Here is a 21,823-nt window from a genome sequence, read left to right as displayed (position 1 = left end):
GGAACCCGATCTCTATTCGACGGCCGGTGTCGGCAACATCGCAGCCTGCTTGGGCGTGCCGCTCGCGCTGGGCGGGACCCAGGCCTCGGCTTGGACTTTGGCGCCGGGACGGATCTTCTGGAAACCTTCCACGACCACCTGATCGCCGGGCTTTAATCCGCTATCGATCACCCACCGGTCTCCGAGAAGCCGTCCGGCGGTGACGGTCCGCAGCTCGGGGACGGAATCTTCCCCGACGACATAGAGTTGCGAATGACCGGCCGTGTCTCGCTGCACCGATTGCTGCGGCACGGCGATCGCATCAGGCTGAATGCCTTGTTCGATCTGCACCCGCACATACATTCCCGGCAGCAACTCTCCGTTTGGGTTGGGAAATTCTCCCCTCAGGATCACTTGCCCCGTCGTGATGTCGACGGTTGCCTCCGAGAACAGGACCTTCCCATCATGTTCGTACGGGGTCCCGTCATCGAAGATCAGCCTGACCCGAGCCTCGTCGGGGCGATTGACGTCGCCGGACTCGGTGGATCGCCTCAACTTCATGAGCTCGTTCACCGATTGGGTGAAATCCGCATAAACGGGATCGAGCTGGCGGATGATTGCAAGGGGTTCGGTCCCCGAGGAATTGACAAGAGCTCCCTCGGTGATCATTGCGCGCCCAATGACTCCGCTGATCGGAGCAGTGATATCCGAATATCTGAGATCGAGTTTCGCCGTATCGAGCTGTGCCTTGGCGCTTGCGACATCAGCCTGGGCCTGTGCAACCGCCGCGACGGCGTCGTCCTGCTGCTGCTGGCTGGCAACACGTTGCTGCGTGAGCTGGTCGATACGACCGGCCGTCTGCTGTGCCTGCAGCAAAGTCGATTGAGCCCGCTGCAGAGAAGCCTCCGCGCTGGCAACTCGCACGCGAAACGGTTCTGGATCGATGCGATAGAGGATATCGCCTTCCTTCACCTGGCTGCCTTGCTGGAAGACCCGGTCGACGAGGATTCCCGACACGCGGGGGCGAACCTCCGCGATCCGGGTCGGAGCGATGCGCCCTGGCAACTCATTCAGGATGGGCAAAGATTCGGACTTTACGGCGATCACGCTGACTTTCGCAGGCGGCGGCTCGGCGCCCCCGGCCTGAGAGGCAGCCTTGTCGTCGCAAGCGGCGAGCAATGGGCCGGCGGCCAGCAACATCAACACTGCGCAGATACGTCCGACCTTCTGCATTCGACACCTTTCCACCGCCGCAAAAGGCAGCGTCAAATCCCTGTCGCCTATGTCCTGGATGTTTTCTTCTGCCGGTCTTCTGGCATCTCTCGATGCTGGCCAGCGTGAACAGCGATATACGACCTGTCGCAGAAATTAAAAAGAACTATCTCGTTCCTTTTTTAGGAATTGGACCTTCACGGTTTCGTGGGGTCCTTCGGCGAAAGCGCTGGACAGTTGGATTTTATGGCCCCTAGATCTCGCCAGTGATGATCCTTGTCGGAAAACCAGAATGATATCGGAACTCGATTCCCACGCGGGAAATGGAGCAACGCGTCCTGAAGCAGAAACCTTCGATGTTGTCATCGTCGGGTCGGGCAGTGCGGCGCTCTCCGCGGCCTTGCGAGCAGCAACAGGCGGGTTGTCCGTTGTCATCCTGGAGAAGAGCGACAAGCTCGGCGGGACATCCGCGATGTCAGGATCCGGAACATGGATCCCGGCCAATCACGTGGCCCGGCGAGCCGGCATGGCGGACAGCCAGGAGGAGGCCCTGGAGTATATTCGCAGCGCCTCTCCGGAAGGCTGGCATGCGGAGGAAGACGAGCACTGGCAGAAGTTTATCGCCACGGCTCCGCGGATGCTCGAATTCCTGGAGCAGGAAACGCCACTGGAATTTGCCCTGGCTGAAGAACCGGACATCTTTGCAGACAGGCCGGGCGGCAAGGGATCCATGACTCGGATGCTGTCTCCCAAGCCATTGAGCAGGAGGCTCCTCGGCCGCTACGGGCCGAAGCTGCGCCGATCGACCCTTCCGCAACTTTTCACCTATCAGGAAGTCTATGATGGTGACCTCTACCACAGTCCGATTTCCGTCTTCCTGAAGCTCTGGCCGAAATTGATCTGGCGGTATCTCACCCAAACCCGGGCCATGGGCAACGCCTTGATGATCGGTCTCATCAAGGGGTGCCTCGACAAGGGCTGCCGCTTCGAGCTTGAGACACGGGTCGTGGAGCTGATTCAGGATGAGGATGACGGCCGCATCCGCGGCGTCGTCGCCGAGACGGGCGGAAAGCGTCGCAGCGTCCACGCCCGTCGCGGCGTAGTCCTGGCGACGGGTGGGTTCGAATGGAACAAGGAGCTCTTCTCGAAGCATTTTCCGGGACCCTTGGATCGCATTGGAAGCCCCCGCACCAATTCTGGCGACGGTCAGTTGCTCGCGCAGAAAGCGGGAGCCGCGTTGGATCGGATGGATCAGGCCAACGTCTATCCGACCTTGCCGACGCGCTATGAGGGCGAGCTGCACGGCATTCCCATGACCTATCAGGCGGAGCCCCATGCGATCATGGTGGATCGAACGGGCAAGCGCTTTGCCAGCGAGTATGATTTCAACATCGGCAAAGCCATAGACCGACGCGATCCCGAGACCGGTGAACCCGTCCATCTGCCGATCTGGATGATTACCGACCAGCGTTACATGCGATTGTCGCTTCCGTTCCTGTGGTATGCGAGGAAGGATCCATCCTGGATCGTCAAGGCGAACACGCTGGAGGAACTCGCCGGCAAGACGGGGCTTCCCGCTGATGTGCTCAAGGAGACCGTCGCGCGCTTCAACCGGTTCTGCGAGCAGGGCCGCGATGACGACTTCCACCGCGGCGAGGGCGCGTGGGAGAGCTTCAAGGCGGGTGGCACGGAGAACGCCTTCGGCACCATCGAGAAACCCCCCTACTATGCCATGTCGGTAAATCGCTCGATCATGGGCACCAAGGGCGGGGCGCGGACCAATATTCGCGGTGAAGTGCTGCGGCCGGACCGAAGTGTCATTCCTGGCCTCTATGCCGCCGGCCTGGCCATGGCCAATCCCATAGGGACGCTTGCGATCGGCGCGGGAACCACGATCGGCCCCAACTTGACCTGGGGCTTCGTCTGTGGAGAAAGCCTTTTGATGACCAACCGGGGTGATGATTGATGAGCAAGACTCCGCCCTATCTGACCGACGATCGGCTGATCGGCATCGGCCTGACCTATGAGGAGGGCCTGGATGCTCTGCGGGCGGCCTTTCGCAGAAGAGCCGAGGCTGCTGATCCCGTTGTGGCCAAGATCGGATTGCACACGGCCGGCGGCGGCTTTTTCCATGCGATGCCGGCCGTCCTGGATGACATCGCCGTGGTCAAATGGGTCGCGTCCACCCCGGCCTCCAAGGCCGCCGGCAAATACATCAATGCCCAGCTCATCGCGACCCATGCCATCACCGCCGAGACTTTGGCTTTCCTCGATTTTTCCTGGCTGACGGGTTTCAGGACGGCAGCGGTCTCAGCCCTTGGCGCCGATTACTGGGCAGCCCCGGGCGCTGACACTGTGGCCATGATCGGCTGTGGATTGCAGGCGCGGACGCATCTTGATGCGCTGCTCGCCGTCCGCCCGCTCAAGCGTATCATCGCCGTGAGCCGCACGGAGCAGTCCGCGCGGAAATATGCCGATGAAGTCGAGGCCCGCGGGCTTGAAGTCGAGGTGGCAGAGGCGGGCTCCGACGCCATTTACGAGGCCGATATTGTCGTGGGAATGGTGCCGCTGGGAATGCAGGAGGCCCCCTTTATCGACTGCGGAAAGCTTCGTGGCGGTGCATTGGCCATCGGTGTCGACCTCGGCAAACCGTGGCAGCCGGAAACGGTCGCCGCTTTCGATTCTATGACGACCGACGATGCGGTCCAGACCAAGGGTCTCGTGGCCTCTGGGATGGTACCGATCAAGCGCTCCTTCGATTCGGATTTGGCGGCCGCCGTCTCAGGAAAGTCTGCCGTGGCCTGGGACCCGAACAGAACCATAGGCTATGTCCCGCCCGGATTGGCGATGGCGGATGCCGCCATAACCAAGCTGGTGCTGCAGAAGCTCGGCTTGATGTAGCAGGAGTATCCCCGAGCGCGTCAGTCGGCCGCCTTGGCGCGATAATGCACGACGATGGGCTCCCGGCGCCCTCGTATGGGCACCGTCGACGGCGGGCCGAGATCAACGATCCCTTGATCCTGTTGATGGGCAGCCAGATAGGCATCATGGCTGACGACGATGGTAACGGCCTGCTCCTTTGCGATCTCCATGAGCCGGCTTGCCGTGTTCACGGTATCCCCGGTAGCCGTGATGTGTTGATGGACGTCGCTTCCCAGGCGCGAAAGCACGACCGGTCCGTAATGGACACCGATGCGGCACCGCATGGGAGCGGAGCCGAAGACCGGGTCGGTCCCCCAAATCTCGACTTCCCTCTCGAGTTCCAATGCAGCACCAATCGTCTGTGCAGCGCTGTCGGCCGAAGCGCGCGGGAAACCGAAAACTGCCATCGCGCCATCCCCCATGAAGGCAGCCACGAACCCGTTATGCGCCGAAACGGTTTGGTCGATCATGGCATGAAAGCTCTTCAGGACCTCACGCGTGCGGGATGCCTTCAGCCGTTCGCTCAGCGTCGTGAAGCCAGAGAGATCGATGAACAGGACGCCCACATCCCGTTCCACCGGTTCGGCGAGAAAGCCTGGGTCCTCGATCAGCTGCTCAGTCAGAATTTTCGGCTGAAAGACGAGCAACTGCGCCCCGATGGCCTCTGCCGCGGTGGCCCGCTTCCGATCGATCCAAAGGCAGAAACCCGCATAGATCAGGGCGGGCGGTAGAGCTGCGCCGAGCGGTACGCTGATGCTGAACCAAAGCCCATAAGGAAAGGCTGCAAACGCGATCGCGATCCATACGGCGTAGGCCAGGAGAGCCGTTGCCAAACCGAGGACCGTGCGCCGAACGGTAATGAGCAGGATCGACGCCACCGCAAGCAATGCGGCTGCCAGGATATCCAGCATCCGGATGGTCTTGGTACGAACGAGACCGCCGTCCGTCAGGTTGCCGATCGCGGTCGCCAGAATCTCAACCCCTGGAACGACGGGGGCAAAAGGGGTCGCGAAGGTGTCGCCACTGCCGATTGCAGTGGCCCCGATGACGACGATTTTGTCCCTGAGGTTTACAGAGTGCGAGGCAAGGACATCCGAGGCGCTCAGGGTGGAGATCGTGCGAGGCGGTCCGTAGAAGCGCAGGGCAAGGCTCTGCCCGAGATCCACCGCGATCCGGTGCTTTCCGACAACGATCTCGTCGTGGCCGATCTGCGGGCCCTCCTTTGCCGCGACCATCGCGGCGGCCAGGGGAAAGGCGGGAAGAAGGCCGTCTGGAGTTTGGAACAGCAAGGGAATGTGCCTAGGGGTGCCGGTGATGTCCGTGGCGATGTTCACCAATCCGATCAGCGCAGCCGATCGCATGGGTTCCGCTGGAAGGATTACATTGGCAGAGCTGGGCGTAAGGGTTGCGCCCTGGTCCGAGCCGTCGAAGACGCCGACGGCGCCGATGACGCTCGGCCATGATTTCAGCGCTCCTGCCAGCGAAGCGTCACCCTCTGCGCTACCCTGCTCGAGGAACAGGATGTCCACGGCGATCGCGGCGGGTGACTGTGCCGCGATCGTGCCGATGAGGTCGGCCATGCGGTCCCGCGGCAGGGGATACTGCCCGACCGCGGCGACCGTTCTGTCATCGATGGCGACGATGACGAGATTGGGCGGCGGTGTTCGCTGTCCAGACGCCAGGAAGCGAAGGTCGACGCTTTGAGCTTCCACACGATCGAGGACAGTACTTCGACCGTAAAAATGCCAGGTCGAGAGAAGCGCGGTCCAGGCCAGCGCCCCGAGCAAGGCCAACGCCATTGCGCCGCGGCGTTGGAGCAGGCGGTGCATCTCAGCGGCCGAAGCGAGCCAGCAGCGCCCTTACGCGAGGGGCTCCCCAAGTCTTGACCTCGAGCGGACCGGACCCGGGACCGACATCGACCCCTTGCCCGGCTTGGAGCACCACGCCTCTGCTGGCTGTGGGCCGTCTGACATCGACCCGGCCGGTGACGACGAGAACGGCGGTGTCCACGCCTTTGACATCCACGGCCCAGCTCGTCCCGCGCACGGAGGCAATGGCGTGTGGCGTAAGGATCTGAAAGCCGTCCCGCTTGCCCCCGGAATATTCGATGAGCAATGCACCCTGGTTGAGCCTTGCAGCATCCGGCACCTGATTTCGGTCTCGGTCCAGCAACTGGTACTGGGCGCTCCGCTCAGCCTCGATCACGAGCCCGGGGCAACGAAGGACGGAGCGCGGTGGTGTGCCCGTGACCTCGGTGAGAGTGCAGCCTGTGCCCTGGGCCCGGACAGATCCGAGCCCGCCTGCGGACAGCAGGCAGGCGGCCAGCACAATCCCGGCCGCGATCCTCGTAACGCTCGAAAGCTCCGCCATCGCCTTTGCCCTGACCCATCCATCACACGCGTACAATATGGCACTGATGATCCTCGAATGACAGGATCTGCGTGCGTGTGGGGCGGACCTCCCGAGCGCTAGGAGACAAGAGCTGTCGATGGGTCCAGATGCGGGCTCTGAAACCCGAGCCGTCTGAGGCCTCTTTGCACGTCCGGAACGCTCATGAAGAGCCGCCAAAGCAAACCGGTGCGATAATTCTCGATCATGGTGATGATGGGTCCCTGGTCGATGGCCAGGAAGGTGTTCGCTGTCCAGCCGGCCCTGTCGGAGAAGGCATCCACGAAGCCGTAACGCCCCCAGATCTGATCGCCACGATCATCATAGAAATGGCGCAGAGCCTGCATTGCCTTGTCCGGTGCATAGGGAAAGCTCGACAAGGCCGCCGTGGGCGAAATCACTCCATTGTCGTTCCCACCATCGGGCGCATGAGCGGCATAGCCGTCGGGATCGTCACTGGCGGTCAATCCCCAGCAGTTCGCCCCATAGCCGGGATACGCGTTGGGATTTCGAACGCAGTGCTCGTAGTTGATCAGGGTATGGGCGAGGTTCTGTTCGTAGTAATCGGCATAGCTGTCCTTCAAGCCGCGAGGATCCAGGCCGGAAAACGAGTAGTGGCAAAAGAAGAGCGGCCCCCCGAAAGGGGGTCCCAGGGGCAGGTCGATGCCGTAGTAGCGATGGCCGTTCAGGAACCTCCGGTTCAGGGCCCAGCCATTGTGGTAGACAGCCGGATCGATCGCATATTTTGGCGCACCTGCGGCCAGGACATAGGCGACGAGGCACTCGTTCCAGCCGCGGATCTCGTGGTTCATCGAGAACCCGTTATTGGGGCTCCAGTGCCAGTACAGGATTTCCCGGCCGCCCTGCGTGTGCCACGTCCATTCGGTGTCGTGCCATAGCCAGCCGATACGCTCCCGCAGGCGCCGCTCCTCGGGAGTATCCGTGTCGAAATACTGGCGGACGCACAGCAGCCCCATGAACAAGAACGCCGTCTCGACGAGATCGGCGCCGTCGTCCTTCCGCCAGAACGCTATGCTGGCACCCGTCTGCCCGTTCATGAAGTGAGGAAACAGGCCATGATAGCAGGTGGCCTTCTCCAGGCACCGGAGCATGATGTCGAGCCGCTCCAGCGCTGCGCTCCTCGAAATCCATCCTCGCTCCACTGCAACGATGATGGCCATGACGCCGAAACCGGAGCCACCGATCGCGACGATGTCGTTGTCGGGATCGTGCGTCGTCATGGCCCGGTCGCGGGCAAGACCGCTTGCTGGGTGCGCACCCTCCCAGAAGAATCCGAAAGTCTGCCGCTGGACCAGCTCGAGAAGGTCCTCGTCGCGAAGGTCTTTGGCGCGGGTGGTCTCATTCGGCATGGAGCGGATCCTACGTGGCGGCGGGAAGATGCCTCGGCTCGGTTTCCCCCAAGCTTATCGCGGCATCGGTTAAATTTGCACTTGGCGCCACCTTCTCGACCACCAGAGTGAGGCTCCGCGTGAAGAACTCGTCTTGGGAGGCGCCGCGCCCGATATAGATGATGCAGGCATCGGCCATGTCTTCCTTGAGGATGCTGAAGATGACCCGCCGTCCATTGTCGTCAACGCCATCGATGGCCTCGTCGATGATCACCCATTTCGGCCGCTGCAAATAGATCCGTGCAAAGGCAAGGCATTGCTGCTCATCGAAACTCATCTCCTTGTCCCAGCGAGCGACACGATCGAGATCCCCGGCAAACCGACCAAGGCTGGTCTTCTTCAGGACCTTAACCAGCTCTTCATCTGCACCCGAAGCCTCCTGAGCGGGATAGGCCAGCGCGGAACGCAGCGTCCCCGTTGGCACATACGGGTGTCGCGGGACGAACATCACGCTGTCTGAGGGCAGCCGGATATGACCGGAGCCCCATGGCCACAACCCTCCGATCGCTCTGAACAAGGTTGTCTTGCCGCTGCCCGAGGCGCCGCTGATGAGGACGCGATCGCCGCGGTGAATCTCGATCCGCGATTCTCCGAGCGTCGTGCAGCAGGTGGGCGTGTCGAGCCGCAGGTCCTCGAAGATCAGTCGATCACCGCCATCCCTGGTGACACTGATTTGGCTTCTGCCGAGCTCCAGATCGTCCATGGCCAGAAGGGCCCGATTGAAGCTGGCGATGCGGAGAAGAGTCGCCCGCCAATCGGCGATCGTGGAGAAATTGTCCACGAACCAGCGCAGCGCCTGCTGCACCTGGTTGAACGCACCGACGACCACCATCAATTCGCCGAACGACAGATCGCCGCCGAAATAAGCCGGCATGGCGACGAGGATCGGAGCCACGATGGTGAACCATCCATAGCCGGACGTGATCCAGATGAGCCCGGTTGTGGCAAACACGATGCGACGCATGGTGACCAGCAGCGCGTCGAAGACCTGCAGGATGTAGCGTTTCTCGTCCGCCTCGCCGCCATGCAATGCGATGGCATCGCTGTTCTCGCTCACATGAACGACGGAGAAGCGGAAGTCCGCCTCACGCGAATAAAGCTCGGCATCGAGCGGAATGAGCCGCCGTCCTACCAGCCAGCTCAGCCAGGAGGCCAGACCGGCATAGAAGAGCGCGCACCAGACCATATAGCCCGGAATGCTGAAATTCTGCCCCTGGAAGTGAATGACCACTCCTTCCGAAAGGCCCCATAAGACGCCAACGAAACTCCCCAGCAGCAAGGACGACTGCAACAAGCCTATGCCGAGATTTGCCGACAGCTGAGTGAGATTGAGCGCGTCCTGCTGAATGCGCTGATCGGGATTCGAGCCTATTGTGGAGCCGGCGAGGCGGAAGGCACGCTTGGGCACCAGCCACTGGTTGAGGAGCTCTCCCGTCAGCCCCTGGCGCAGTTTCAGCTGCGTCATCCGATTGAGCCATGCCTGCGCGACATTCAGCACCAGCAGGGCGCTGGCGATCACTCCGAACACCACGAGCTGGTGGAGAAAGCTCTCCAGGTCCTTGCGCGCCAGAGCGTTGTAGAAGGGGCCGTTCCAGGCGTTCAGCTTGACTTGCCCGTAGGCGGTCGCCCCCACCACGAGCACTGTTGCAACGCCGATGACGATCAGGGACTTGAGCTGGGGGGACCGCAGGAAGGCCTGTACCAGCATGAACAATTCGATAGGTAAGGAGCGGGCGACCGAGTGATGATCGTCCGGAATCGTTTCCGGAGCTTGGGCGGTGGGAACGTTCATGGGCATGTGCCGATCGACGCAATGGTAGCGCACCTCTGGTGTAGAACGCGAAGGTCGAAAATTGCAACTGCGAGGTCAGGATGAGGCATGTGGATGAGCTGATCGCGCGCATGACGCTCGATGAGAAGATTGGCCAGTTGAACATGATCACGGCGAATTTCGTGATCACCGGGCCCACGATCGCCGGCGATTCCACGGAAGGCATACGCGCCGGACTCATTGGCAACATGCTCAATCTGTGGGGAGCAGAAGCCGCTCATGCTGTCCAGAAGCTGGCAGTGGAAGAATCCCGCCTGGGGATCCCCCTGCTTCTGGGTTTCGATACGGTCCATGGTCAGCGCACCATTTTCCCCATCGGGCCCGCGGAGGCCGGCATTTTCGACGAACAGATCTGGGAGAGCACGGCGCGTCAGGCCGCGATCGAGGCGGCGGAGGACGGTCTGAACATGGTTTTCGCGCCCATGCTGGACATTGCGCGCGATCCGCGTTGGGGACGTCTCGCCGAAGGCCCGGGCGAAGACACCTACGTGGCGCAGCGCATTGGGTCTGCAAAAGTACGAGGCTTTCAGGGGTCTGACCTTTCCGCTGCCGAGAGCGTCGTCGCGACTGTGAAACATTTCTGCGCCTACGGGGCGCCGACGGCCGGTCGGGAATATGCATCGGTGGACATTTCCGAGCGCACTCTGCGGGAAGTCTACTTGCCCCCCTTCGAGGCGGCGGTGAAAGCCGGCGCCGCGGCGATCATGCCCGCCTTTAACGATGTCGCGGGCATACCGATGACGGCTCACCGCTACCTCTTGCGGAATGTTCTGCGGGGCGAACTGGGCTTCGAGGGCGTGCTGGTCAGCGACTACAACGCGATTGCGGAACTGCTCAATCATGGCGTTGCCGCAGACCTTGCGGAGGCGGCAGCCTTGGCGCTGAAGGCGGGCGTCGACATCGACATGATGGCGAACGCCTACTCGAAGGGCCTCCCGGAAGCCCTGCGGCGCGGTCTCGTCTCAATGCCGGAAATCGATGCCTCTGTTCGCCGCGTTCTCTCGCTCAAGGAGCGTTTGGGTCTGTTCGACGACCCCTTTCGTCGCGGCCGCAAGGTGTCGCTGACTGTTTCGGGCGACAGCCCCTCCCGGGCTTTGGCCCGGGACGTTGCAAGGCACTCTATCGTCCTCCTGAAGAATGACGGCCTCCTGCCGCTGACGATGGAAAGACGCCGGATCGCCCTCCTTGGGCCATTGGCCGACGCCCGTTCCGAAATGAATGGACCCTGGTCCGCCGCAGGTCAGGCGAGTGACCCGGTCACCATCCTCGAAGGTCTGTCCAGCGCTTTACCCGACTGCGATATCATTTGTGAGCAGGGCGTCTCCTTATCCGAAGAAGACCGGAGCGCGATTCCCCTGGCCCTGGAGGCAGCTCGCTCGGCGGACATCGTCATCCTTGCGGTCGGCGAGGGCGCGCGCATGAGCGGCGAGGCAGCCAGCCGGTCGTCTCCGGGGCTCCCGGGGTGCCAGCAGGAATTCGTCGATGCGGTTCTCGACCTCGGCAAACCCACAATCGTCTTGCTCTCAGCCGGGCGTCCACTGCTGATCTCCTCCATCGTCGAGCGGGCGAGTGCGGTGATGGCAACCTGGTGGCTGGGCACCGAGGCTGGCAACGCCATCGCCGATATCCTTGTGGGCCGGTTTAATCCAAGTGGGCGCCTGTCCGTGACCTGGCCGCGCGAACTCGGCCAGGTCCCGATCTTCTATGCCCAGCGGCCATCAGGCCGGCCTGCCAACACGGATGATCATTACACCAGCAAGTATCTGGACATCGATGTGACCCCGTTGTTTCCCTTTGGTTATGGCCTGTCCTATGGAAACTTCACGGTCGAAAATCTTCGCCTGGAGTCCGGCTCTGTGCCTGTCGACGGCCAGATCATAATGTCGGTCGACGTGGTCAACAACGGAGGGGTCCCGGGAGAGGAGACGATTTTCCTCTTCCTGCGGGATCCAGTGGCAAGTGTTGCCAGACCTTTGCTCGAACTGAAGCGTTTCGCTAAGGCGCGCCCGGCACCAGGGGAGCGTTCGACGGTGCGAATGACCCTTCCGGTTTCTGATCTTGCCTTCCCTGGGCTCGATCTCACCTGTGCGGTCGAGCCTGGAGAATTTGAAGTGTGCGTCGGCACCAGCGCGGATCCGAAGCAACTGCTGCGGACAAGGTTCCGGGTCACGTCCGGTGGCGGTGACCAAATTTCACATTCATAGTTCGCGCGACCGCGGTTAACGTGGGAGCGTGTTATTGAATCGAATAGGCTACTGATGAATTTGCATCCCCGCGAGCTGACGACATCCATTGATCCGGTGAAGCTGGACCGGCTTGCCGAGGTCGCGATCCGCGTCGGATTGCAGCTTCAGGCCGGACAGGACTTGTTCTTGACGGCACCCGTGTCAGCGCTGCCTCTGGTGCGGCGAATTGCGGAGCATGCCTACCGGGCGGGCGCTGGCCTCGTCACGCCCATGCTTGCAGATGAAGACGTGACGCTTGCCCGCTACAAATTCGCATCCGATGAGAGTTTCGATCGCGCACCGTCCTGGCTTTTCGATGGCATTGCAAAAGCCTTCGCTGGAAACACGGCCCGCCTCGCGATCGTCGGCGACAATCCGATGCTTCTCTCTGGCCAGGATCCCTCGAAAGTGGCGCGAGCAAACAAGGCAAACTCCATCGCCTATCAGCCGGCCCTGGAGAAGATCGCCGGCTTTGACATCAACTGGAACATCATCGCCTATCCGACCCTGAGTTGGGCGAAACTGGTATTCCCTGATGATCAGGAAGACATCGCCGTAGCGAAGCTTGCGGAAGCGATTTTTTCGGCCTCCCGCGTCGATAACGACGATCCTGTGGCGGCTTGGAAAACCCATAATGCCGAGCTGCGGACTCGGACCGAATGGTTGAACGGCCAGAACTTTCACGCCTTGCATTACACCGGACCGGGAACTGACCTGACCATTGGCTTAGCAGATGGACACGAATGGCAAGGGGGCGCCTCGACCGCCAAGAACGGCGTAACCTGCAATCCGAACATTCCCACCGAGGAGGTTTTCACCACGCCCCACGCGCGCCGGGTGCAGGGCTATGTCACGAGCACGAAGCCTCTGTCGTATCAGGGGACCCTCATCGACGAGATTTCAGTCAGGTTCGAGGAGGGCCGGATCGTGGAGGCCAGTGCTGCGCGCGGCTTGGAAGTCTTGAATAAGGTTTTGGACACTGACGATGGGGCCCGCCGTCTCGGTGAAGTGGCCCTGGTGCCTCATTCTTCCCCGATCTCCAAAGGCGGCCTTCTTTTCTACAACACGCTGTTTGATGAGAACGCGGCCTCGCACATCGCCCTGGGGCAGTGCTATTCGAAATGCTTCCGCAACGGTGCCGCGCTGAGCGCCGACGAGATCGCGGCCCAAGGTGGAAACAAGAGCCTCATTCACATCGACTGGATGATCGGCTCGGCGGAAATCGACGTAGATGGTCTCCATGAGGATGGATCGCGCAGGCCGGTCATCCGTCAGGGGGAATGGGCGTGAGTTCCTTTGGCGATTGGGTGGGTCGGGAAGAAACTGCAGAAGATTGGGTGTCCGCGTCGGCTCTCGACCGCTGGTCCGCGACTTTCGATCGCGGCGATCCCCCATTTGAGGAGGGTGATCCGGTACCCACCCTGGCACATTGGCTCTTGTTTCTGCCAAGTGCGCCGCAATCCTCCTTGGGATCTGACGGTCACCCCATGCGCGGCGGCTTTCTCCCACCCGTTCACGATCTGCCGCGGCGGATGTGGGCGGGAGGTCGTGTCTCCTTTCTGAGGCCTCTGACGACGGGCGCACATGTAACGAGACGATCGACCATAGCGGCGGTCAAGGAGAAGACCGGCGGTAGCGGCCGGCTTATCTTTGTCACCGTTCGCCATGAGATTGCGGAACGAGGCAATCCCGCCGCAATCGTCGAGGAGCATGACATTGTCTACAGGGGCTTGGGGGGTGCGGCCGTCAAGGCGACGGAAACTGTCGCGGATCACGCAGCCTGGCACCGTACGGTCACTCCCGACGCACCTCTCCTGTTCCGCTACTCCGCGCTCACGTTCAATGGGCACCGGATCCACTATGATCTCGATTATGCCCGCGGGATCGAGGGCTACCCCGGCCTCGTCGTTCATGGCCCCCTGATCGCCACGTTGCTGGCCGATCTCGTGAACCGAAATCTGCCCAAGGTGCCGCTGCAGAAATTTTCCTTCCGCGCCTTCTCACCGCTCTTCGCAGGAGACCCTATGACCGTCAATGCCGCCCCAGCCAGCGAAGACGGCCGTATAAAACTATGGGCCTCCAATAAGGCCGGCGGTTTGGCCATGATGGCAGAGGCATGCCTCCTCGGAGATGGCCACCGATGAGCAACTCTGTGATCGTTGAGATCAAGGACCACGCAGCTTGGGTCGTGATCGACCGGCCTGACGTCCGCAATGCACTGGATACCGCAACCATGCGGGAACTGACTGAACTCATCGAAGAGTTGGGACGGGATCCATCGGTGCGCTGCATCGTTCTGCGGGGAGGCGGAGACAGAGTCTTCGTCTCCGGTGGAGACATCCGCGAATTCAAGCAGGCATTCTCGGACACGGAAACTGCGATCGCTTACGAAGCGACTGCCGAACACCTTCATGAGGCCATAAGCCTTGCCCCGAAGCCCGTGATTGCCATGATGAATGGTCACGCCATCGGCGGCGGCTGTTTGCTGGCAAACGCTTGCGATTTTCGCTTCTGCAGCGATGCCGCCCGGTTGGGAATACCGATTTCGAAGATTGGTTTCTGTATATGCCCACCGGACCTTCAAAGGCTTGCCCGACTTGTGGGCGTACCCCAAGCCAAGCGGTTGCTGATGACGGGAGTGGTGATCTCCGCCTCTGAGGCCTTGCAAATAGGTCTTGTAGAGAGGGTTGCTTCGCCGGAGACGTTGGTGAAGGAGACCGAGAGCTTTGTGGACAGCTTGGTCTCAAACGCACCGTTGAGCCTGAAGTCGATCAAGGAGATGTCGCGACTGTACCTTGAGCCGCAACTCACATTCGAGGACGGCACTCCTTGGTACCGCGAAGTTTACGCCAGTTCCGACCTTCAAGAGGGGATAGAGGCCCTCTCCGCAAAGCGGACTCCCATATTCAACGGGCGGTGAGTGGCCGTTGCACGGAGCCGTGCAAGCTGCCTTGTGCAACCACGCTTACCGATCTGCGTTGTTGGGGCTTCGATGACGGCGGAACCGGAGCATGCCTGACCTGAACCAGACCTTGAAGATCGACGAGGATGATAACCCTCGCATTTCGACCGGCAATCACGGTTTGGATACCATCCTGTGCGGGGGCTTGGATGCCAACCGGTTGTATCTGTATGAGGGCCGGCCGGGGACCGGTAAGACGACCATTGCGCTGGAGTTTTTGCTGCAAGGCGTGCGTAATGGCGAGCGGGTCCTCTACATTACCCTGTCCGAGACCAAGAGAGAGCTGACGCTGGTTGCCAAGCGTCACGGCTGGTTGCTGGACGGCGTCGATATTTTTGAACTTGTGCCTCCCGAAACGTCACTCGACCCCGAGCGTGAGATCACCGTGTTCCATCCTGCGGAGATGGAGCTCAGCGAGACGACCAAACTAATCTTTGAGCGGGTGGAAGCGCTGAACCCGACCCGGATCGTGCTCGATAGCCTGTCGGAGCTGCGCCTGCTGGCTCAGAGCCCGCTGCGATACCGGCGTCAGGTGCTGGCGCTGAAACACTTCTTCACCAGCCGGCGATGCACCGTCATTCTGTTGGATGATCTGTCGTCTCAGGAGAATGATCTCCAACTTCACTCAATTTCCCACGGTGTGGTTTTGCTTGAGCAACTCGCCATAGATTACGGCTCCGAGCGTCGACGCCTGCGGGTGATCAAGATGCGAGGGATTCAATACCGTGGCGGCTTTCATGACTTCAAGATCCAGCGAGGCGGGCTGGAGATCTATCCCCGCTTGGTCGCTGCCGAACATCACACGAGTTTCACAGGCGATGTGACCTCCAGCGGCAATCCGGAATTGGACCAGCTTTTGGGTGGCGGCCTCGAACGCGGCACCAACGCTCTCTTGATCGGTTCTGCGGGGGTCGGCAAGTCGTCGCTGGCGCTGACTTACACCATCGCTGCCGCGGATCGTGGAGAGCATGCGGTCTTTTTCGCGTTCGATGAAGGGCGCGGAACGATCGAGGCAAGGGCCCGCACGCTTGGGCTCCCGCTGCGCGAGCATGTTGAGTCCGGGCTCATCCGCTATCAGCAGATAGACCCGGCGGAGCTTTCACCAGGCGAATTTGCCGCCAACATACGGCGAAGTGTCGACGTCGATGGAGCGCGTGTCATCGTCATCGACAGTTTGAATGGCTACCTCAATGCCATGCCAGAGGAGCGCTTTCTCATCCTCCAGATGCATGAGCTGCTTGCCTATCTCGGCCACAAAGGCGTCGTGACCATTCTGGTCCTCGCCCAGCACGGGCTTGTGGGTCCTATGGATACGCCGCTCGATATCAGTTATCTCGCCGATGCCGTGTTGATGCTGCGGTATTTCGAAGTGAACGGAACCGTCCGCAGGGCACTCTCCGTGGTGAAGAAGCGGAGTGGCCATCACGAGCACACCATTCGCGATTTTTCTTTGACGGGCGGCGGGATCAAACTGGGTCAGCCGACCACGCGCTTCAGCGGTATATTCACCGGCACGCCCCGCTACTCTCCCGAAGAGACTGTGCCGACAGCAGAAGAATACAATGGGACAGCTTGACGACCGCAACGCTCGGGTTCTCGTCTTTGCGCCCATCGGCAGGGACGGCTCTGCCTCGACGGCTTTGCTCAGGAAGGGAGGGATTCTGGCCGACAACTGTGTTGATCTCTCTCAGTTGATCCAGCAGATCGATCGGGGTGCGGCAGCAGTATTCATCGCCGAGGAAGGCCTTTTCGGGAAAGATATCACAGCGCTGTCGCTGTGGGTTCAGCGTCAACCGGCATGGTCGGATCTCCCCTTCATTGTCTTGACCAGTCGCCAAGATCAGCCTGCTGTGGCTGCATGGCGGCAGAGATTGATCGATTCTCTACACAACGTATCGTTTCTAGAAAGACCGGTGCAGCCGATAACCCTGACCACGGCCCTCCGGGCAGCCTTGCGCGCAAGGAAGCGGCAATATGAGGTGAGGGTGCTTATGGAAGCCCAGCGGCGGTCCGCCGAGGGGCTGGAAAACGAAGTTGTCTCTCGCACTCGGGAGCTTGAGGAAGCAAATCGTAACCTGCGCACTCAGATGAACGAGCGGGCCCGCGTCGAGGAGACGTTGCGCCAGGCCCAGAAGATAGAAGCCATTGGCCAGCTCACGGGCGGCGTGGCTCATGACTTCAATAACTTGCTCATGGTGATCTCGGGAGGGCTTGCGATGTTGGATCGCCAGTCTGATCCGGATCGCCGGCTGCGGCTGATGGAAGGGATGCAGCGGGCTGCGCAGCGTGGCGCCAGTCTGACCCGTCAACTGCTTGCATTCTCGCGGCGTCAGGAGCTGAAACCGGAATCCGTGGACCTTGCCTGCCAGATTGGCGGAATGAGAGAGCTCCTGGATCGAAGCCTGCGCGGCGACGTCCATGTCACGTTTGATTTCCCGGACGATTTGTGGCCGGTGGAGGTTGATCCTGGCGAACTTGAACTCGTTGTCCTGAATCTCGCCGTCAACTCTCGGGATGCCATGCCCAACGGCGGCACCATCACTGTCCGAGCAAACAACTCACGCGATAAAATCGAAAACGAAGCTCGTGATTTTGTGAGCTTGTCGATCAGCGACACCGGTTGCGGGATCGCTCCGGATGTCCAGGCGCGCGTGTTTGAGCCGTTCTTTACGACGAAGGAAATCGGACGCGGATCAGGCTTGGGTCTCGCACAGGTCCACGGTTTCGTACAGCAGTCGGGAGGAACGATCGAAATCGACAGCGAGATGGGACAGGGGACCACGATCACTCTTTACCTCCCCAAGGCTGCATCATCGCCGTCAGCGGTGGAGCATCATCTGATCGATCTCCATGGGGGAACCCACAAGCCGACCGCGGCGGGTTGCGTGCTTCTGGTCGAGGATGACGAAGAAGTGGCAGCTCTCGTGAACGAAATGCTGTTGCAGCTGGGCTATGACGTCATCCGGGTGTCCAGCGCCGCTGCGGCTCTCGGGGCATTGTCGAATGATCGTACGATCGACATCGTATTTTCCGATATCATGATGCCTGGAACCATGAACGGCGTCGACCTCGCGCGGGAAGTGCGAAGACGGCGAGAGGGGATGCCTGTTCTCCTCACAAGCGGATATGCCGAGGCCGCAAAGACATCGGCTGAGGCAGAGGGTTTGCCGATTCTGGCCAAGCCATATCAAATTGATGAACTGGCCTCAGCCCTCCAATTGGCGAGAACCCGCGGGTTGGTTCAATAGAGCGCCCGCCACGCTTGCACGGCTTTAGTTCATCAATCCGGCAGACCGCAGCGCTTTTTCGATGATCTGGCCGATTTTAGAGGGCGGATGCCCCGCCGATCGGCTGGTTATGCTTGGCTGAGTGGAAACAGGTGGTGCAGCCGAGGTTTTGGCGCGCGGCGAGGGGGCGGTGGCCGCGTCAGTATGGGGAGCCTTTCGCGCGACGTCCATGGAGTCGACGAGCCCGAAGAACCGCGCGATGTGAAGAGTGGATGATAGCCCCGTTTCCAGCATGAAGGGCCCGGGGCGGCCGTATCCCTGCGGTCCTTCCGTGGATAAGGGCGTACCGTGGCCCATCCCGTTGACCAGGTTGGTCTCGATGACGACCCGGTCCATCCTGTCGCGCCAGACTTCACGGACAAGCCTGCCGTCCTTTTCCAGGTGAGTGGGGGTCGCGTCCAATTGATGGAGGCCCTTCCACTGGTTGACCATCGCCGCGACATTCGCGGGATCCACGGTCTTGTCTTGGGTTCCATGCCAGATCGAGAGGGCAGGCCAGGGGCCCTCGTGCGAGGAGGCACTGCGGACGTGCTGGGTGAGGGCGGCGGAACCCGGGAGCCCGTGCCCGCGCATCCTGTCGAAGGCCTCGGGCACGGAGGAGGCAGTCCCATAGGGCAATCCGCCGACGACGGCACCTGCTGCAAAGACCTCGGGATAGGCAGCGAGCATCGCCAAAGCCATTGCACCACCGGCCGATAACCCGGTGATGAAGATGCGATCGGGATCGATGCTGTGCTGGCTCGCAAAACTGTCGATCATTTGCTTGATCGAGTGGACCTCGCCGCGGTCACGACGGATATCGTCCCGGGCAAACCAGTTGAAGCATCGGTTTTGATTGTTGATCGGCGGTTGCTCGGGAAACAGGATGCCGAAGCCGGCATCATCGGCCAGTTTGGACCAGCCGGACCCAATGTCATAGTCGGTCGCGTTCTGAGTGCATCCGTGCAGGACGACGACCAGGGGCGAACCACTCTGCAAATCGGCAGGCGCATAGGTATGGGCAGCGAGCGAACCCGGATTTGAGCCGAAATCCGTCAATACGGAGAGCCTTCCCCCACCTGATCTTGTGTGACCGGTGCTGAGATTGCGCATCCGCTCTAGCCTTCCGATCGTGTCGGAAATGGATCTCATGACTTTTCCTTGTAAGCTGCCAAGCCTGTAGCGGGCGATGGAAGAGTAATGCACGCGCTACAACTTCGTTGCTGCATTGCAGCAATTTAATCGCCGGCCACTCCAAAGTAATCGGCTCGGACGGCCGCACCGATAAGATTGACGAAAAGTCGGCCGGCGGCGATTGCCGTGAGCTGGTTTACGTCCTTTGACGGTGTGATTTCGACGATGTCCATTCCCACGATACGGCCCTTCCGGACGAGCCCATGCAAGAGCTTGCGAGCCTGAACATAGGTCACGCCACCCAGCGCAGGACCGGCAACCGCCGGCATAACGGAAGGATCCATGCCGTCCGCGTCGATTGTGATGTAGTAACGGCCTCCATCGGGAATGCGATCGAGAACAGCGTCCATGCCAGCATCATGCAGCTCATAGGCGGTGATGATGTGGGCGCCATAGGCGAGTGCTGCCTCATATTCTTCTGGCCGCGCGGTGCCTTGGGCCCGGATGCCGATTTGAAAGATGTCTTCGACATGGGCCATCTCTGAGGCTCGACGCATGGGGCTTGAGAGGCCGTCATGGACACCGTTGATCTGGTCGCGCCAGTCCAGATGGGCATCGATCTGGATCAGGGTGATCGGTCCTTGATCATCGAACGCACGCAGAACGGGAATGGGAATTCCGTGATCGCCGCCCATGATGAGGGGTAAGGCGCCGGCTGCAAGGATCTTGCGTATGGCGGACTCGGCGTTTCGATAATGGGCGCCGGGGTCCTTGGGATCTCCGATGACATCGCCGCAATCGACGACCCTCACGTCCCGACCGTCGTAAATCGGGCCGCCGACATCGAAATCATAACGGTCGAGGTGTCGCACAGCCCGGTCCGTGGCCTGGCGGATGGCCGTGGGCGCACGGCTCTGGTCGTTGCTCACCTCGTCGATGGTATAGGCGGAGCCGTAAGGAATGCCGATGAACGCGATATGGGCATTGAGGGAATCGAGGTTCGTGTTCACCTCGGCATAGAGCATGCTGCGATGGCCATGCCGAGGGGGTGTCGTGAGCGGACGGGTCATCAGCGGTTCTCTCTCATTGGCATTCAGCTGTTTTTCGCTGTGTTCAAGGCCCTCCGGCCGTTCTCGCAGAACATGGCGATGAACTCGGATCTGGAGATCGAGCCGTCGAGCTTTGCGGCAAGCTCCGCGGCGTAGCGCACGGTGCCTTCGGGGAACGGATCACTGTTGACCTGGCCGAAGTCGGTGGACAGGAGCACCTTTTCGGGACCAGTCATGCGGATCGCGGAGGCGAACGCGTCGAGGGCAACTCCATCTTGAGTATGGATGGCAAAACAATGCTCGGCGAAAACCTGAGGGAAGCGCGTGAGCTCCCGCTGATCTTCATCCGACAGATTTATGGCAGGGTGGTGGGGATGAGTCAGGATCACCCGATGGATTCCCATTTCCACCGCGAGCGGCACCAACCGTTTGACTTCCGCCCCTGACAGATGGCCTGTCGCGAGGATGCAGCCATGCTGCGCGATCGCCTCCAGAGTGGCAATCAATTCGGGAGTGGGGCGCACCCCGCCGGCAAAAGCGACCACGGGTGCCTCGGGTTCACTGTTCTCGGGGTGTGGATGAGTGGGTTCATGCCCGTGCGTACAACAGCCGGACCAACGTGGATCGAAGCTGAAGCCATGCAGCTCGAGATGGGCGACCGAATGCACCGTCGGCATCCACACCACGACGGGAGAGGTGTCCGTTGCAGGGTCATCGACCTTGGCCCTATTGCCCGACATGGCGCCCTCGACGGCAGCCGGGTTCAGGCCTCCGACGAATTTGTTGAGGACGACCCCGCCGAAGAAGTTCGCTCCGAAGCGCGCGCGTGCCAATGCGGCCAAAGGGGTCGTCGGATAAGTATGATTCTTCAGGACCAGAGTCGCGCCGAAGGGCGCAGCGACGTCGGCTAGGGTTTTGACGTCGTAGCGACGGACCAGAAGCTCAGGTCCCACATGATAATGCGTGTCGACGACACCCGCGCTCTGCAGCACATGCCGGATTTCCTCGGTGGATTCGAACATTCGACTCAACCTTTCACCTGCTTGTGATCCTCGACAACTTGCACTCTCTCGCTGTTGCGATCACTAAGTCCGTATGAGGTCGCTGGTCCATTTATTTCTCGCAATAGCCCTTGTGCTCGTGACCACGGCGCTGCCACGGAGCCAGACCGCCGAGGCCAGGGTTGTGGCATGGGAATCGGCGGCCACCGTTGCGGCGGACATCTCGGCCAAGGAGGGCTCCGCTCAGGAGCAGGCAGGCGGCTTCGTCAAGCGGTGCCAGAATGGAAGTGGCGCCCTGTCGTGCCCATTCTTCAAGCCGGCCGTCCTCGACTCGCTTCCCCGCCTCGAAACCCGGCTTTGCGCCATTGTCCCGCCTTTCGAGGCAGCCCTGAGAAGCCGCGCGACTCCAACGCCTCACCGTCCCCCGAAAACTCTCTCCGTCTGA

17 protein-coding genes are annotated in these 21,823 nt (G+C 61.0%); 9 read left to right on the top strand and 8 right to left on the bottom strand.

Features of this window, described 5'->3' with window-relative positions:
• Positions 1-12 precede the first annotated feature (12 nt).
• Entirely contained in the window at positions 13-1,212 is a 1,200-nt protein-coding gene (locus tag FKM97_RS21375) for an efflux RND transporter periplasmic adaptor subunit (RefSeq protein WP_144294475.1), read from the bottom strand.
• A 271-nt stretch (positions 1,213-1,483) separates the two neighbouring features.
• Here FKM97_RS21375 and FKM97_RS21370 point away from each other — a divergent pair, with 271 nt between their 5' ends.
• The gene (locus FKM97_RS21370; protein WP_144294474.1) at positions 1,484-3,157 is read left to right on the top strand and encodes an FAD-dependent oxidoreductase; all 1,674 of its coding nucleotides are present in this window, start codon (positions 1,484-1,486) and stop codon (positions 3,155-3,157) included.
• Positions 3,157-4,092 (top strand): NAD(P)-binding domain-containing protein, encoded by a 936-nt coding sequence (locus tag FKM97_RS21365; RefSeq protein WP_144294473.1) that lies wholly within the window; start codon positions 3,157-3,159, stop codon positions 4,090-4,092. Before FKM97_RS21370 ends, FKM97_RS21365 begins: the two co-directional genes overlap by 1 nt.
• A gap of 20 nt (positions 4,093-4,112) precedes the next feature.
• On the opposite strand, the gene FKM97_RS21360 is transcribed toward FKM97_RS21365, so the two are convergent.
• From FKM97_RS21360 to FKM97_RS21345, 4 genes are all read right to left on the bottom strand, one after another.
• Positions 4,113-5,942: a CHASE2 domain-containing protein gene (locus tag FKM97_RS21360; protein ID WP_144294472.1), complete on the bottom strand. Its 1,830-nt coding sequence runs from the start codon at positions 5,940-5,942 to the stop codon at positions 4,113-4,115.
• A 1-nt stretch (position 5,943) separates the two neighbouring features.
• On the bottom strand, positions 5,944-6,483 hold the full coding sequence (locus FKM97_RS21355) for a FecR domain-containing protein (protein WP_144294471.1): 540 nt from the start codon (positions 6,481-6,483) through the stop codon (positions 5,944-5,946).
• Between the two features lie 98 nt (positions 6,484-6,581).
• A complete protein-coding gene (locus FKM97_RS21350) occupies positions 6,582-7,871 on the bottom strand; it encodes a glucoamylase family protein (RefSeq protein WP_144294470.1) in 1,290 nt (429 codons plus the stop codon).
• A 10-nt stretch (positions 7,872-7,881) separates the two neighbouring features.
• Entirely contained in the window at positions 7,882-9,702 is a 1,821-nt protein-coding gene (locus FKM97_RS21345; protein ID WP_170241052.1) for an ABC transporter ATP-binding protein/permease, read from the bottom strand.
• 80 nt (positions 9,703-9,782) lie between these two features.
• Here FKM97_RS21345 and FKM97_RS21340 point away from each other — a divergent pair, with 80 nt between their 5' ends.
• The 6 genes from FKM97_RS21340 to FKM97_RS21315 all read left to right on the top strand — a co-directional run bounded on the left by FKM97_RS21340 (position 9,783) and on the right by FKM97_RS21315 (position 18,176).
• Positions 9,783-11,945 carry a glycoside hydrolase family 3 N-terminal domain-containing protein gene (locus tag FKM97_RS21340; RefSeq protein WP_144294468.1) on the top strand — a complete coding sequence of 721 codons (2,163 nt, stop codon included), beginning with the start codon at positions 9,783-9,785 and terminating at the stop codon, positions 11,943-11,945.
• 54 nt (positions 11,946-11,999) lie between these two features.
• A complete protein-coding gene (locus FKM97_RS21335; protein WP_144294467.1) occupies positions 12,000-13,256 on the top strand; it encodes an aminopeptidase in 1,257 nt (418 codons plus the stop codon).
• Positions 13,247-14,110: an HTD2 family dehydratase gene (locus FKM97_RS21330; protein ID WP_144294466.1), complete on the top strand. Its 864-nt coding sequence runs from the start codon at positions 13,247-13,249 to the stop codon at positions 14,108-14,110. The genes FKM97_RS21335 and FKM97_RS21330 overlap by 10 nt, the downstream gene beginning before the upstream one ends.
• Positions 14,107-14,886 carry an enoyl-CoA hydratase/isomerase family protein gene (locus FKM97_RS21325; protein WP_170241051.1) on the top strand — a complete coding sequence of 260 codons (780 nt, stop codon included), beginning with the start codon at positions 14,107-14,109 and terminating at the stop codon, positions 14,884-14,886. Before FKM97_RS21330 ends, FKM97_RS21325 begins: the two co-directional genes overlap by 4 nt.
• Positions 14,887-14,977: 91 nt before the next feature.
• Positions 14,978-16,504 (top strand): ATPase domain-containing protein, encoded by a 1,527-nt coding sequence (locus FKM97_RS21320; RefSeq protein WP_144294464.1) that lies wholly within the window; start codon positions 14,978-14,980, stop codon positions 16,502-16,504.
• Positions 16,491-18,176, top strand: a complete 1,686-nt coding sequence (locus FKM97_RS21315; protein ID WP_144294463.1) for an ATP-binding protein — start codon at positions 16,491-16,493, stop codon at positions 18,174-18,176. The genes FKM97_RS21320 and FKM97_RS21315 overlap by 14 nt, the downstream gene beginning before the upstream one ends.
• A 24-nt stretch (positions 18,177-18,200) precedes the next feature.
• Here FKM97_RS21315 and FKM97_RS21310 read toward each other — a convergent pair whose 3' ends face one another.
• From FKM97_RS21310 to FKM97_RS21300, 3 genes are all read right to left on the bottom strand, one after another.
• Entirely contained in the window at positions 18,201-19,346 is a 1,146-nt protein-coding gene (locus tag FKM97_RS21310) for an extracellular catalytic domain type 1 short-chain-length polyhydroxyalkanoate depolymerase (RefSeq protein WP_144294462.1), read from the bottom strand.
• A gap of 86 nt (positions 19,347-19,432) precedes the next feature.
• Positions 19,433-20,398, bottom strand: coding sequence for an agmatinase (locus FKM97_RS21305; RefSeq protein WP_144294461.1), 966 nt, complete (start codon positions 20,396-20,398; stop codon positions 19,433-19,435).
• A 23-nt stretch (positions 20,399-20,421) separates the two neighbouring features.
• Positions 20,422-21,399, bottom strand: a complete 978-nt coding sequence (locus tag FKM97_RS21300) for a DUF6282 family protein (protein WP_144294460.1) — start codon at positions 21,397-21,399, stop codon at positions 20,422-20,424.
• Positions 21,400-21,472: 73 nt separating this feature from the next.
• On the opposite strand from FKM97_RS21300, the gene FKM97_RS21295 reads away from it, so the two are divergent.
• Positions 21,473-21,823, top strand: a complete 351-nt coding sequence (locus FKM97_RS21295; protein WP_144294459.1) for a hypothetical protein — start codon at positions 21,473-21,475, stop codon at positions 21,821-21,823.

It is taken from the genome of Rhodoligotrophos appendicifer (assembly GCF_007474605.1).
In the GTDB taxonomy this organism is placed as follows: Bacteria; Pseudomonadota; Alphaproteobacteria; order Rhizobiales; family Im1; genus Rhodoligotrophos; species Rhodoligotrophos appendicifer.
Note: the sequence above shows the minus strand (reverse complement) of the source record. Positions and strands in the feature narration are given on the sequence as shown.